The following is a 15017-nucleotide window of genomic DNA, read 5'->3' as shown; positions in this document are numbered from 1 at the left end:
GGCAATCATCCTATTCCCAAAAACTTGCGGAACCGTTTGAAGGCGCCTGCCTTCTCGTCTAGCAGCATGAGCGGAACCATATCACCCAAAATGCGGCGGGCAATGTTGCGGTAAGCAATCGCCGCGCGCGAGGAAGGGTCCATTACGGTGGGCTCCCCCGTATTTGCGGATTTAATAACCTTCTCATCGTCCGGCACGATACCGAGCAAATCAACGGCAAGCACCTGACAAATTTCATCAATATCGAGCATCTCGCCGCTCTTCACCATGTTCTGGCGAATGCGGTTAATGATGATTTTAGCGGCAATGCCTTCTTTCTCAAGCAGGCCAATTACCCGGTCTGCATCGCGCACGGCAGCATTTTCTGGTGTTGTAATGACAATAGCGCGATCCGCACCAGCAATGGCATTACGGAAGCCCTGTTCAATTCCGGCTGGGCAATCAATAATGACATAATCAAATTCCTTCTTTAGCTCCAGCACCATGTCTTTGACCTGTTCGGGCGATACATCATTTTTGTCCTTCGTTTGGGCAGCTGGCAGCATGTACAGCTCGTCAAAGCGCTTGTCCTTGATCAGCGCTTGATTCAAGCGGCAGCGGCCTTCTGCCACATCGATAAGATCATAAATAATGCGGTTTTCCAGTCCCATAACAACATCCAAATTACGCAGTCCGATGTCGGTGTCAACCATACATACCTTCTTGCCAAGCAGAGCCAGTGCCGTTCCCAGATTAGCGGACGTAGTCGTCTTGCCAACGCCGCCTTTTCCAGATGTGACAACAATCGCTTCTCCCATAAGTTACACCCCTCTTAACATAATCGGATTATTGCGTAAACGGTATAATTGCGAAATTTTATCCATTTGCATCGTTCCCTCATTCAAAAAAGCAAATTCCATCGCCGGATCGCCCGACATCCATTCCTCCGGCGGCCTGCTAATAATATCTGCTATGCGCAATTGCGTCGGCCGCATCAGCGATGCCGCAATAATAACATCCGTTCGGCCGTTCACACCCGCATGAGCAACGCCGCGCAGCGCGCCCATCACATAAATATCGCCGGTGCTTATAATCGTTCCTCCCGGGTTTACATCCCCCGTCAGCAGCAAATCGCCTTCACGCTCCATCGTTTGGCCCGATCGAATAATTCCGCTAATGAGCTGAATACCCGGCGACGCTTGCGACGGCTGGCTGCCTGCCGCGGACTCCGATTCCACCGATTGTACAATCAGATTGCCCTGCGCGCGAATGACCGATCGAATCCGTTCTTTATCCTCATCGCCGAGCTGTCTAGTTCCCAGCTTGACATGGACGTGTACGAGCGGGCCGGTGAGCAGCTGCTGATGGGTTTTCTCAAGCTTGTAGTGCAGCTCATCAAGTAATAAATCAAGCTCACAACTATCGTCGAGAAGGAACACGAGACCTTCCTTGACGCCTTTAATCATAATATGCTGCTTTTCGGCCACGATTGTCCCTCCCCAACGTATTGCATTCTTTTCGAAACAATCGAATTCCTGCTTTTTCCTCCAATTTATTCCTCATCCTGGTCCTGATTAAGCTTCGCATCCTGCTCATACAGCTTTCGAACAGGCACATAAATAATCAAGGCAAAGGCAAGCTGCAAAAATAAGCTAGGCAAAATATGATCCAGCAGCGCGTATGCATACGACTCCTCCGTCAACCGGAAAAGCGAATAAATGAAATAAACGGCTGAATCGTATGCGATGCATGCAAAGCCAATGACGGACAGGCAAGTGAGCAGCGTGCTGCGGCGGCGATCGAACAGCAGTCCGGCAAAATAGCCGATCAGCCCCATCATAAACGTATGAACACCGAGCAAATGACCGTAATAGACGATATCCTGAATAAGTCCGATACCTAAACCAAACAGCAATGCGCGATGGCGGCCACTATACAGAGCAGCATATAAGATAAAGACAAAACTGAAATGCGGGATAATTTTACTCGAATAATCCGCCGGAATGATCCAGGGCATAACGCTGCCTTCTATAATAAAAAGCAGAAACAACAGCAGGATAAGCCGATTTGTGCTCATCATACTCATTTGCCCGCATCCTCCGATGCAGTGACCTCGACGACAAACACCTCTTTAAGCTGGTTAAAATTAGCTGCCATCTCAATAGAAGCCGTATATGTCAAGCCAAAGTTGCCTTCTTCCTTCGTCTCTACTGTTCCAATTACAAGACCACGCGGATAAACGCTGTCGCTCCCTGAAGTAACAACCAGGTCACCCACAATCATTTTGTCGTTCTCGGCGATTCTCGTCATAATTAACCGCTGCGTCTCATCATCATAGCTGGTAACCATGCCGAAAGAGTCGCTTTTGCCGAGAATAGTCGCCGCAATCGCATTGGAAGTCGGCGACTTGTCATCCAGCTCCGTAATCGGCATGACGGTTGCCGTATTCGGCCTTACTTGGCTGATGATACCGATAATGCCATCAATTGTCGTAACCGCCATATCCTGCTTTATGCCATTAAGCGAGCCTAAATTAATTTCCAGCGTCTTGCTGTATGGATTATTGTCAATGGCAATGACATGGGCAATCCGGTAGTTGTATTGGTTTATTTTTTTCTGCTGCTCTGTAAAATTCAGCTTTTTCTGCAAACTCTCATTTTCTTCCTGTAAAAAGTTATAGCCGATTTTGTCGCGGGCGTAAGCAGCTGCTGTCAGTCTCAGCTGTTCATTCTCCTCATAAATCGTCCGGAGTTTGCCAATATCCTCAAAGAAACCCGCTATTGAAGCAGCGGGCACATAAAACCATTGCTGAACGAATCCGACTGAATCTCCGATAAACTTCTCCGGCATACTCAGCTCCTTACGGTCACTTAGCGAGAAGCCGATGACCACAATGAACAGAATAAACCCGAACATAAGCATAAACATGCGCTTATTTCTAAACAGCTTAAACAGCTCGATCACCTGCCTGTTCTAATCACATTTTCATTTTTGCCTAATGGACGGAAAGCTCTCCTAGCGTCTCGAACGACCGCCTGAGCCACCTCTGCTCTTGAACAAATGAATATGGTCAAGCGAACGGCCGGTACCTATAGCTACGCAGTCAAGCGGGTTGTCCGCAACAATGACCGGCATGCCTGTCTCGCGCTGCAGCAGCTTGTCCAGATTGCGAAGCAGCGCTCCGCCGCCCGTCAGTACAATGCCGCGATCCATAATATCCGCAGATAGCTCTGGCGGGCATTTTTCAAGTGTAATTTTAACAGCATCTACGATAGCTGTCACCGTATCCGCAAGCGCTTCGCTTACTTCATCCGATGTTATCGCAAGCGTCTTAGGCAGGCCGGATACAAGATCACGGCCTCTAATTTCCACCGATTCCGGCGGATCAAGCGGCATTGCTGTACCCAGATCCATCTTAAGCTGCTCCGCCGTACGCTCCCCAATCATCAAATTGTAAAAGCGTTTAATATATTGGATAATCGACTCATCCATTTCATCCCCAGCGACGCGAATCGAACGGCTTGTTACAATGCCGCCAAGCGAGATTACTGCAACCTCTGTCGTTCCGCCCCCAATATCAACGACCATGCTGCCCGTCGGTTCCCAAACTGGCAGATCAGCGCCAATCGCTGCAGCGAACGGCTCTTCAATTGTATAGGCTTCGCGGGCACCTGCTTGCTTCGCAGCATCTTCAACAGCACGCTTCTCAACTGCAGTAATGCCAGACGGCACGCAAATCATGACGTTCGGATGGCGCGGAAACAAAGATTTCTGCTTTTGCGCTGAACGGATAAAATATTTAATCATCGTTGCTGTCGTTTCAAAGTCGGCAATTACGCCATCTTTCATTGGACGTACTGCGCGAATATTGCCCGGCGTTCTGCCGATCATTTTTTTCGCTTGCTCGCCAACTGCTTCTATCGTTTTCGTATCGGTACGCAGGGCTACCACAGACGGCTCCCTCACGACAATTCCTTTTCCTTTTACGTATACAAGAGTATTAGCTGTTCCCAAGTCAATGCCAAGATCTTTCGATAAACCACCAAACATGTTAGTGCTCCCTTCTGAAATGCCACAATCCTTCTTATTATATTACATGTAGCCTTGTTCCTTCAAACTAATAAACCTTCCATCACCAATCACCAAATGATCCAGCACTTCAATGCCTACCAGCTCGCCAGCAGAGACGAGCCGCTTCGTCAGCGCAATGTCTTCAGCACTGGGCGTAGGATCGCCGCTCGGATGGTTATGCACGCAAATGAGCGAGGCGCTGCTGCATTTAATAGCCGCACGAAATACTTCTCGCGGATGAACGAGCGACGCATTCAGCGTCCCCATCGATAGCGTCTCTTGGGCGATAATGTGATTTTTCGTATTTAGAAAAAGACAGACGAAATGCTCCTTTTTCAAATGACGAAGCTCATCCATGACATAATTCGCCGCATCCTCTGGCCTCCGCACCGTAACAACGTCGCCATTGCCTGTACGAGACACTCTGCGTCCGAGCTCAAGTCCTGCGCGCAATTGAATCGCTTTCGCCGGGCCAATGCCGCGAATCGCTGTCAGCTCTTCCAGACTCATATCCATCAAGTTGCGCAAATTGCCACATTCCTTCATGATATTACCCGCAAGATGGACAACTGATTCCTTTTTTGTACCCGTTCGCAAAAGAATGGCCAATAATTCCGTGTGACTGAGCGCTTCGGCCCCATATTTAATTAATCGCTCTCTTGGACGTTCTTCCTGTGGGACATCACGAATAAATTGGCGCTGCGACTCCATGCCCATCCCTGCTTTCGTAAGTTAGCTTGAAGTACGTGGATCAAAATACATGTATGCGATACGCCGCCAGCATATCTGACAGCAGTGACAACGGCAACCCGACAACGTTGAAATAACAGCCCTCGATCCGCTCAACAAGCGTAGCCCCATAACCTTGAATACCATAAGAACCGGCTTTGTCATGCGGCTCTCCAGTAGCTATATACCGATTAATCTGGTCTTCCTTAAGGGGCCTCATATGCACCTTCGTCATGCGATGAGCCGAGGATTGTTCACCATTATGCGTTAAAACACAAGCTACACCTGTATATACTTCATGAGCTCTGCCTTGTAGGCTGCTCAACATCGCAAAAGCATCTGCCTCATCTGCTGGCTTGCCCAGCACATGGCCATCCACAACGACAATCGTGTCCGCGCCAACGACGATAGAGGGTTCCGTATTCCCCTGCATCCGCAAAAGCTCAGCCGTTGCCCGCGCCTTGCGCAAGGAAAGCTGTTCTACAATTTGCTCGGGGCTCCAATCGGAGGGCACACTTTCGTCCGCTTCCGAGGACAAAATATAAACCGGCAAGGAAAGGTCAAGAGAGGCGACCAGTTCCTTCCGGCGCGGAGACGACGATGCCAGCACGAACTGGCTGATCGGATTCATAGGTATAGCGCTCCTTCGTTTAAACTTACAGTTTGCGATAAAGCCATATAGCCACTATAACACCAATAATACTGAATAAGCTAATTTGGAAGTTAATCGTCATTGTAAAGCTCAGTACATACAAATCAACGGCAGGAGACCACGAAGCCTCAATCGCTTTGGTCAAGAAAGTTATTCCCGGTATCGACTCCAGCCAGCGTGCCACCAAGGCCCCCGCAAGCAGACCGAGCACTAGGAAAAGCAATAACATCCAGCCGTTTTTCTTCATTGTTCAACGCCTCTCGCCAAGTAATGACAACTGCTCTCTATTATACCTTAGTATGATTTCCGTTTACAATGCGCGTATAGTCTCAAACCACGATTTTTGTGTCAGGATCGCTTCCATTAGAGCTCGCTGCACCGACCACAAGTGCGCCTGAGAAGGATTTTTATCATATTCCGTAAGCGACGAAGCCGCTGTATTTACCGCTTGAACAACCGCACCCATCGACGCTTTACCCGCCTCGTCTTGAATCCCAGACTCCATCGCCTTTATGCTGAGCGTCCATTTTTGATGCTCCGTCCGCCAAGCCTTCACCGCATTTTCGCCAAGCGGCGCAAGAACCGGCTGCTCCAGTTGGGCCAGCGCCAAATCATCCAGCATGCTTATCAAGGCATTCGTCTGCTCAAAAAAACTGCTTGCAGTTGCCGCCTTCCCCGTAAAAGGAAACTGCTCTGGTGCCTGAACAATAAGCTCTTTCACATATACCTCGGTACCAGGCAGCATTTTGCTCAGCGCATTTGCCCTGCTGCGATCGCCCGCCATCCCCGCATATACCCGAAAGTCGTCTGCTGTTGTCGCAGCAGCAGAAGCAAGTCCCCTGCTAGCCAGCTCCTCCATTGCGGCATCTCTGCCCTCTGAGTTGCTAAATACGCCATATTGCAGCAAATGGTAGGCCTGTGGCTGAATGGCCAGTTCCACCGTTTCAAGCGGCGCAGCTGAGCTTCCGCTATTTCCCGCACCTGCTCCCGTGCCCAAGCCATTTCCCGCATTTTGCGATGCTGGATTCCCGCTGACCGCGCTCGACTGCCCGCCCGCTGGATTAGAAGAGCTAAGCGAGGAGGAATCCAAAAATAAAGACAACAGCAAATAACCGAATAAGGCTCCCGTTGCCAGCGCCCCTGCTACCGATAAAAAAACATTGATCCAAGATGGCGAATGTCCAAGCCTGCGTATCGAGCGAACCGGACGGTTGCCTAAATCAAGCTCAGGCGAATGCCGCTGGCCGTCATCAGCCCATCCATAGCGGGTATTTTCTGGCCCATGCTCCATTGCATCGCTATTGCGTTTAGAACCGCCGAGAGAAGGCACCTGCTGTTGAAGGTCATTAAATACTCCCTTCTCCTCCACTCTTTGCTGCTCTTCAGAAACGAAAGCAGGCGGCTCATTGTCTGCGACATGTCTGGATGTTTTCGATGCTATGGACGAATCGGCAGGCGAATAGGTACGATTAACAGTCACTGTATTAGATTCGTCAGGCAAGTGATGATCCGACTCGCGAATCAACTGCTCCAGCTGATCCATCTCCTCATCGACCTGGGTGCTCCATGGACTGAACTGCGCATCTGAATAAGAGGCTGTATTTTTATATAAGGGGATGACTCTCGCAAAATCTCCCTGCTTCGAAGCACTAGGCTGCGCAGCAGCAGCTGGAACTTCCACAGCTGACTCCGCTGCGGCCATCTGCTTGTTTTCGGAGCGCGAAGCTTGTCCGGCTTGGTCGAAACGGTACGTAATGCGGTTTTTTGAGTTCATGTCATTCTCTCCTTGTCTCATTCTTCTATTCCTACTCTATGAGACAATTAAGAGATTTATGATTATGAACAAACGGATACGTAAATAACATTCGCAGCTTACCTCAAGTTTCGTACAGTCGACAACCTTTTTTGCTATAAAAATCTAAGGGAATTGTATCCAGCCCCTCAATGCTGCGCTAGCTCATTGGAAAACTTTATTTAAATGGCGTCAAAGACATTGCCATCGTTTGGGTGCAGCTCCTTCTTATTACGCAACAAAAAACGCTGGAAAACGATTTTCACGTTTTCCAGCGTTTAATGGAGCTGCCTCATGCAGTGGATACCTGCTTTATTTACGGCCTGCCTTTAACCATTTAGCCAAAGCATCCGCTGTTTTCCAAATATCGCCGGCTCCCATCGTGATGACAAGATCGCCAGCCGAAGCAGCTGTCTTCAAATACTCCAGCACTTCTTCCTTGGTTGCAATAAAAGTCGTATTCGCATTGCTGTTCGTCTTAATAAGCTCAACCAGCTTCTGCGAGTTGACGCCCTCAATTTGCTGCTCGCCAGCTGGCGAATAAATGTCGGTAATGATGACCTCGTCCGCTTCCGGAAACGCCCGGCTGAACTGGTCGAGAAGGAAATAGGTACGCGTGTAGCGCTGCGGCTGGAACACAGCTACAATCCGTTTGCCCGTCGCTTTGGCAGCACTGATCGTCGCGCTGATCTCGGTTGGATGATGGGCATAGTCGTCAATAACGAGAATGTCCTCTACTTCGCCGAGCACTTGGAAACGACGCTTGGCCCCAATGAATTCACGAATAGCGCCCGCAATTTGTGCAAATGGCAGCCCTGCTTCCAGACAGGTAATAATAGTAGCCATCGCATTATATACATTATGTTTACCTGGTACAGACAGTTCAACCTCGCCCAAGAGCTTCCCTAGATGGGTTAATTGGAACGATACTTTACGGTCACCCAGTACGACTTGCTCCGCTTTGTATTGGGCCTCGCCATCAATGCCGTAAGTAACGAGCTGAGATGGATCGAGCGATTGACTTGCATACAGCTTGCTAATGATCTCGTCAATATTGTCATCGTCAGCACATACGATAGCTTTGCCATCCGGCTTTACCTGCGACAGAAATTGAACGTAGGCATCTTTCAGCTTGCCAAAATCACCGTCATAATTTTCCAGATGATCCGGCTCAATATTGGTTACAATCGCAATCGACGGATGGTAATGCAGGAAAGAGCCATCGCTCTCATCTGCCTCCGCTACTACGTATTCGCCGCTTCCGGCTTTTGCATTCGTACCCACGTTTACGATCTCGCCGCCAATAATGTAGGTTGGATCCGTTCCGCAGTTTTCCATCACAAGGGCAATCATCGACGAGGTCGTCGTCTTGCCATGAGCGCCTGCAACGGCAACGCCTTTGCCTTCATTCATCAGCTGGGCAAGCATTTGGGAGCGATGCAGCACCGGAATATTTAGCGCCTCCGCTGCGCACCGCTCTACATTGTCTTTGGTCAGTGCTGTGGAGTAAACAACAAGCTCCGCACCTTTAATATTTTCCGGTTCATGACCGATATAGATTTTTGCGCCTTTCGCCACCAGCTTCTCTGTGAGTTCCTGACGAGCGACATCAGAACCAGTTACCGTATAGCCCTTCTCCAGCATGACGCGGGCGATAGCACTCATCCCGTAACCGCCTATTCCGATGAAATGAACATGTTTTGCTGTATTCAAAGACGGTTCACCAACCTTTTTCAGAATCCGAGTTGTACAATAAGCGGGCGCGAACGTCCGCTATTAAATAAAGCGTTCCGGTCACAACCCCAAGGTCTGTTTCCCCGGTCAAATGCTGCAGCTGCTGAAGCGCCGCTTTCCAGTCAGGCTCTACAATCAGCTCAAAAGCCTCTTTCCCCTGCACAGAACGTATGAGATCAGCCAGCGCCTGCGCATCTTTTTTGTTGCGAAAATCAGGCTCGGTCACAATTAGCGTATCTACTATTGGCAGTATATGCTTCATAACCTCACGATGATTCTTATTATCCAGCATACCCATCATTAGGATTAAACGATCATAGCGATAGGTTGTTTTTAGCGCAGCAGCAAGCGTCTCCGCCCCTTCAGGATTATGCGCTCCATCAATGAGAATACGCGGGGAATGCGACACCATTTCCAGACGTCCAGGCCATGCCGCAAGGCGCAGCCCCTCCTCCAGCGCATCATCCTCCACGATGAGAGCCGCATATTGGCGAAGCACCTCAAGCGCCATCACTGCAACCGCTGCATTCGTGCGCTGATGGGCGCCGTTCAGCGTGATCGTGAGCGGATGGATAGGGCGGAAAAGCCCATCGAAACGGAACGTTTGCTCATCCTCGCGAACCGAAAGCGCCGTCTCGCTGAACTGCTCGCCTAATAAATACAGCGAGCTTTTGCTATCAATCGCCTTTTGCCGAATAACTTCGATCACTTCTGGCTGCGTAACCGCACTCACGACAGGAACGCCAGGCTTAATAATGCCCGCCTTTTCCGCCGCTACCTTCTCCAGCGTATCGCCAAGGCGATCCATATGGTCATGCCCGACATTGGTAATGATGGAGAGAACGGGCGTCACAATATTTGTAACGTCCATTCGTCCGCCGAGCCCCGTTTCCCATACGACATAATCGGGATACGTTACCTTCGCGAAATACAAGATGGCCAGCGCCGTAGACACCTCGAACATCGTCGGAGAGCCCTGCTCGGTTGCCGCAATTTCCTCAACGACAGGCTTTAGCACATTCGACAGTTCAAGCAGTGTCTGCTCTTCAATATCAGCGTTATTATATTGAAAACGATTCGTAAACTTCGTAATGTATGGCGATGTAAACGTACCTACATCATAACCGCATTTAATAAGCGTGCTCGTCAAAAAAGCACAGGTAGAGCCTTTGCCGTTCGTTCCAGCCACATGGATAAATTTCAGTCTGCGATGTGGATTACCCAGCCGCTCCATTAAGAGCAGGACTCGCTCAAGACCAGGCCTTATCCCGAAAGGAATAAGACCATTTATCCAATCTACTGCTTCCTGGTACGACTGCAGCCCGCCGCTTTCCGGCTGGCCCGAGAGCTGATTCGTCATCGTAGAAACGCCTTCTTTCTTCCCGGTGTCTATCCGCGTAAATCCGCGATTCTTGCTTGAACCTTATCGCGTTTGTCCGCATAATCCTTCATTTTGGAGCGTTCCTCTTCGATGACCTTCGCAGGAGCCTTCGCTACAAAGCCCTCATTGCCGAGCTTCTTCTCAATGCGGGTTACTTCGCCGTTCAGCGTCGCAAGCTCTTTCTCAAGGCGGGCAATTTCCTGCGAAATATCAATCAGCCCTGCTAGCGGGAAGTACAGCTCTGCGCCCGTAACAATACTGCTCATCGCCTTATCCGGAGCTGCTAACGCAAGACCTGCCTCCAGCTTCGAGGTTCCGCAGAACCGGCGGACAAACTCATCATTGCGGGTCAAAATGATCGCCTCGGCTTCGCTCGTCGGCTTAATCATCAGTTCGATTTTTTTGCTCATCGGCACGTTTACTTCCGCGCGAACGTTACGCACCGAACGGATAATATCCATCAGCAGCTCCATTTCCTTCACCGCTTCAGGCGCTTCCAGCGCAGCATCGTATTCCGGCCATGCTGCAAGCGTAATCGTCTCGCCTTCATGCGGCAGATGCTGCCAAATTTCCTCACTGATGTAAGGCATAAACGGATGAATCAGACGCTGCGTGCGATCAAGCACATAAGCGAGTACCGATTTAGTCGCTTGTTTCGCTTCTTCATCGCTGCCATAAAGGTTAAGCTTCGCAAACTCGATGTACCAGTCGCATAGGTCATCCCAAATGAAGTTGTACAACTGGCGGCCCGTTTCTCCGAACTCGTAGTTGTCCATCAAGCGGGTTACTTCGCGAACGGTTTCGTTAAGACGGTGCAAAATCCAGCGATCCGCCGTACCCAGCTTGCCGGTAATATTAATGTCGCTTGCGGTGAAGCCTTCCAAATTCATCAGTGCAAAGCGCGACGCATTCCAAATTTTATTGGCAAAGTTGCGCGACTGCTCCACCTTTTCAAAGCGGAAGCGCAAATCCTGCCCCGGTGTACTGCCTGTCGATAGCATATAACGCATCGCATCTGCGCCGTACTGTTCAATGACTTCGAGCGGATCGACGCCGTTGCCAAGCGACTTGGACATTTTATTGCCGTTCGCATCGCGTACAAGACCATGAATCAGCACGTCCTTAAACGGCTTTTGATCTGTGAACTCCAGTGCAGTAAATATCATTCGAGATACCCAGAAAAAGATAATGTCATAGCCCGTCACCAAAACATTCGTCGGATAGAAGCGTTTTAAGTCCTCGGTTTGCTCTGGCCAGCCAAGCGTCGAGAATGGCCATAGACCCGAGCTGAACCATGTATCCAAAACATCCTCGTCCTGGCGCAGCTCCGTGCTGCCACAAGAAGAACAGCTCGTTACGTCTTCGTCGGAAACATGCATTTCACCGCAAGCGTCGCAATACCAAGCAGGGATACGGTGTCCCCACCACAGCTGGCGGGAAATACACCAGTCATGTACATTTTCAATCCATTGCAAATAAATTTTCTCAAAACGGTCTGGAACGAAGTTTACGCCTTCGCCGGATTTTTGCGCATTAATCGCCTGCTCCGCGAGCGGCTTCATTTCAACGAACCATTGCGTGGACAAATACGGCTCAACGACCGCACCGCTGCGCTCGCTGTGGCCAACCTGATGCACGTGATCCTCGATTTGAACGCACACGCCCTGCTCCTGCAAATCCTTCACGAGCTGCTTGCGGCAGTCGAAACGGTCCAGTCCCGCATAAGGGCCAGCTTCCGCATTCATCTTGCCGGACTCGTCCATAACGATAATTTGCGGCAAATCATGACGAAGGCCAACCTCGAAGTCATTCGGATCATGGGCAGGCGTAATTTTTACAGCGCCGGAGCCAAATTCCTTGTCAACGTATTCGTCGCCAATAATCGGAATCTCGCGTCCAATGACCGGCAATACGATCATTTGACCAATGAGGTGCTGGTATCGCTCATCTTCAGGATGAACGGCAACCGCGCTATCGCCCAGCATCGTTTCCGGACGCGTTGTCGCAACCGTAATATGCCCTGAGCCGTCCTTCAAAGGATATTGCAAATGATACAAATGACCGTTCAGCTCTTTATGCTCAACCTCAATATCGGACAAAGCCGTTCTAGCAGCCGGATCCCAGTTGATGATTTTTTTGCCGCGGTAAATGAGGCCCTTCTTGTAAAGCTGTACAAACACCTCGCGCACAGCCTTCGACAGCCCCTCATCAAGCGTGAATCGTTCGCGCGAATAATCAAGCGACAGCCCCATTTTTGCCCATTGGCCGCGAATCGTTCCCGCATATTGCTCCTTCCAATCCCAGACCTGCTCCAAAAAAGCCTCGCGTCCCAGATCGTAGCGGGATTGTCCTTGCTCGCGGAGCTTCTGCTCCACTTTCGTCTGTGTCGCAATGCCTGCGTGGTCCGTTCCTGGCAGCCACAAAGCATCAAAGCCCTGCATCCGCTTAAAGCGGATGAGAATATCCTGCAAAGTGAAATCGAGCGCATGCCCAATGTGCAAAATTCCCGTTACATTCGGCGGGGGAATAACGATCGTATAGGTCTTGGCTTCCGGGCGCTTGCCCGCTTCAAAAAATTTTCCATCCATCCAGAAGTCATACCACTTCAGTTCAGCAGCTTTCGGGTCGTAGGTCGTCGGCATCGCCGGCGTCGTTTGATTTTCAGACATAAGCTCCATCCTCCACATATCGCATAATGGCATCATTACTTTAATTTTGAATACAAAAAAACCTTCCGCCCTTATAGCAAAGGACGAAAGGTTAGCTTCCGTGGTACCACCTTTGTTCCGCGCGTCTTGCAGCTGCACGGCACTCAAACAGATAACGGCTGTGGCCGGCTTGAATTAACGAATAACAATCCGCTTGATTCAAGCAACTCCAGGGCGACTTGTACGAGTAAAATCCTGCGGAACTCTCAGCACTAACGGCTCCGCTCTCTGAAGGCTTGGCTGCGTACTCTTCCCCTTCAACGTCGTTCGTTGACTTTAAGACATATTTATTTAATAATACCCTCTTTGTGAAAAAAAGTCAAACAACAAGGCACATTCAAGCTCTTTTATACTTGCTGGGCACATAAAAAAGAGCTTTGACTGTTATTTCACAGGTCAAAGCTCCTTTTATTTAACAGCCTGCTGCTACGGAATATAAAGCAGCTGCCCTTCCGATACCGCCGACTCATTCAAGCCGTTGTACAGCAAAATCTCACGCGGGTTCAAGCTGTAGCGCACTGCAATGGACTCCAGCGTCTCGTCGCGCTGCACGATGCATACCCGGATTTTACGGAATTCATGCTCATCGGATTGCTTCAAAAATAAATTGCGCCACTCGATTTCATCGCCTGCCGGCTGCTGAGCCTTCGTCTGCTCAAGCGCATAATCCGCCGCCTCCTGCTCAGCCTGCCGCGCTAATTGCTCGCGCTTGCTCGTTTGCAGCAGCGTCACAAGCCCGACGCCTGATGCAGGAGCTCCAGTTGCTTCCGGCGCCTTGCTGCCAAAGGCAATGCGCATCTCCTGCTTCTCCGGCTCCGCTTGCTGCTCCGCACCAGCTTCCTCCGCCTCCTGCCATTCGTTCAAACGCTCCAGCTCGCTATCCTGCCACGGGGATGTGTCGTAGCTGCTTTGCTCTGCCCCCGCCGGAATGTAAGTTTCCTCTGCCTGCTGCGGTTGTCCCCCTGGGCTCCAGCCAAAGTCCTCCGCCTGTTGATAGGCAGAAGCTCCCTGCTGCCTTTCCTGCGCAATGCCATGACCAAGCCCAGTTACGGCTGGCTGCTGTGCAAAAGCAGGCGGTGGATTGAAATTAGCGTTAAAGTTCGGCTGTGCCCCGGAATGATCCTGCCCCTGAAACCACTCTGCTGCTGACCAGCCTGCGTCACGCGGCGAAGGCGAGATCGTAACGCCAGCCTTCGGCCCTTCTGCTTCCTCGCTTTCATCAGCCGCTTCATACGTCCGCTCATTATATGCATTACTAGCATTGTAAGCCTCAATCTCGGATTCAGACTCAGCGAACTGTTGAGCCCCAATAAACACTTGAGCCTCATTATACTCTTGTGCCTCATTATACTCTTGTGCCTCATTATAACCTTGATTCTGTTCCTGCTCCCCCCTGAAAGGCAATTGTCCTTCCTGTCCAGCAAAATAGGGTTCAGCTTGCAGCCCATAAGCGGCCTGGTCCGCCACCTGCGCCTCGTCAGCAGCAAATGGTTCGCCGCCGCTACGCTGAAGCTCCTCATCGTACGAAGCCTGGCTCGTATCTACGCGATCATGGACGACGGTGAATGGCTCCTCGCGCCACGCTTCCTCCACTTCCTGCTGCGGCTCCACAAGAATGCCGCGCAGCGACAACACACCGGTAATGTTAAGCGTTCGCGAGGAAAGCAAATCCACGTCAAAATTATCAATTTCCACCGTCACATCGTCCAGCCGTGAAATCCGGTTCATCGGCATCGTAATTTCGACGGGAATGAAATGCTCCAATGCCTGAAGCGGAGCGGCTTCGTTCGTACTGCGATATACCCCGCTTAGTAGCAGCTGGCCTTTCAAAACCGCATGGTCCCCCTGCTCAACAACCTGAATGCGAGGCACAAGCTCAATTTCTTCCAGTTCATCGATATCGGCAACTTCATCCGACAGATGCACGCGTTCATACACGTCAAAGCGCAAGCCTTTCGTTTGATCCGTCAC

At 50.5% G+C, this 15017-nt stretch carries 13 protein-coding genes and 1 other annotated feature; all 13 genes read right to left on the bottom strand.

All coding sequences use genetic code 11. The features are described 5' to 3' along the window. Positions 1-5 precede the first annotated feature (5 nt). Positions 6-797, bottom strand: a complete 792-nt coding sequence (gene minD, locus AC50X8_RS27725) for a septum site-determining protein MinD (RefSeq protein WP_046229380.1) — start codon at positions 795-797, stop codon at positions 6-8. 3 nt (positions 798-800) lie between these two features. Continuing rightward, positions 801-1469, bottom strand: coding sequence for a septum site-determining protein MinC (locus tag AC50X8_RS27720; protein WP_494864143.1), 669 nt, complete (start codon positions 1467-1469; stop codon positions 801-803). Positions 1470-1531: 62 nt separating this feature from the next. Continuing rightward, positions 1532-2065, bottom strand: a complete 534-nt coding sequence (gene mreD / locus AC50X8_RS27715) for a rod shape-determining protein MreD (protein WP_081418971.1) — start codon at positions 2063-2065, stop codon at positions 1532-1534. After that, positions 2062-2943, bottom strand: coding sequence for a rod shape-determining protein MreC (gene mreC, locus AC50X8_RS27710; RefSeq protein ID WP_494882778.1), 882 nt, complete (start codon positions 2941-2943; stop codon positions 2062-2064). The genes mreD and mreC overlap by 4 nt, the downstream gene beginning before the upstream one ends. Before the next feature lie 51 nt (positions 2944-2994). After that, positions 2995-4029 carry a rod shape-determining protein gene (locus AC50X8_RS27705; RefSeq protein ID WP_056039909.1) on the bottom strand — a complete coding sequence of 345 codons (1035 nt, stop codon included), beginning with the start codon at positions 4027-4029 and terminating at the stop codon, positions 2995-2997. 42 nt (positions 4030-4071) lie between these two features. Continuing rightward, positions 4072-4761, bottom strand: a complete 690-nt coding sequence (gene radC / locus AC50X8_RS27700) for a RadC family protein (RefSeq protein WP_056039907.1) — start codon at positions 4759-4761, stop codon at positions 4072-4074. Between the two features lie 40 nt (positions 4762-4801). Beyond that, positions 4802-5410, bottom strand: a complete 609-nt coding sequence (locus AC50X8_RS27695; protein WP_494882776.1) for a Maf family protein — start codon at positions 5408-5410, stop codon at positions 4802-4804. A 25-nt stretch (positions 5411-5435) separates the two neighbouring features. After that, positions 5436-5678: a DUF4321 domain-containing protein gene (locus AC50X8_RS27690; RefSeq protein WP_056039903.1), complete on the bottom strand. Its 243-nt coding sequence runs from the start codon at positions 5676-5678 to the stop codon at positions 5436-5438. A 63-nt stretch (positions 5679-5741) separates the two neighbouring features. Beyond that, positions 5742-7205, bottom strand: a complete 1464-nt coding sequence (locus AC50X8_RS27685) for a hypothetical protein (RefSeq protein WP_494882774.1) — start codon at positions 7203-7205, stop codon at positions 5742-5744. A 330-nt stretch (positions 7206-7535) separates the two neighbouring features. Then, complete coding sequence (murC, locus tag AC50X8_RS27680) at positions 7536-8936, bottom strand: UDP-N-acetylmuramate--L-alanine ligase (protein WP_056039899.1); 1401 nt, start codon at positions 8934-8936, stop codon at positions 7536-7538. A gap of 7 nt (positions 8937-8943) precedes the next feature. Then, entirely contained in the window at positions 8944-10317 is a 1374-nt protein-coding gene (locus AC50X8_RS27675) for a bifunctional folylpolyglutamate synthase/dihydrofolate synthase (protein WP_494864033.1), read from the bottom strand. A 29-nt stretch (positions 10318-10346) separates the two neighbouring features. Continuing rightward, positions 10347-13007, bottom strand: a complete 2661-nt coding sequence (locus AC50X8_RS27670; protein ID WP_056039896.1) for a valine--tRNA ligase — start codon at positions 13005-13007, stop codon at positions 10347-10349. A gap of 76 nt (positions 13008-13083) precedes the next feature. Beyond that, positions 13084-13316 (bottom strand) — a binding site (T-box leader). A gap of 156 nt (positions 13317-13472) precedes the next feature. Continuing rightward, positions 13473-15017: a LysM peptidoglycan-binding domain-containing protein gene (locus AC50X8_RS27665; protein WP_494882772.1), complete on the bottom strand. Its 1545-nt coding sequence runs from the start codon at positions 15015-15017 to the stop codon at positions 13473-13475.

This window comes from Paenibacillus sp. JT22N15 (assembly GCF_059383755.1).
This window is presented reverse-complemented; position numbering and strand designations above follow the sequence as displayed.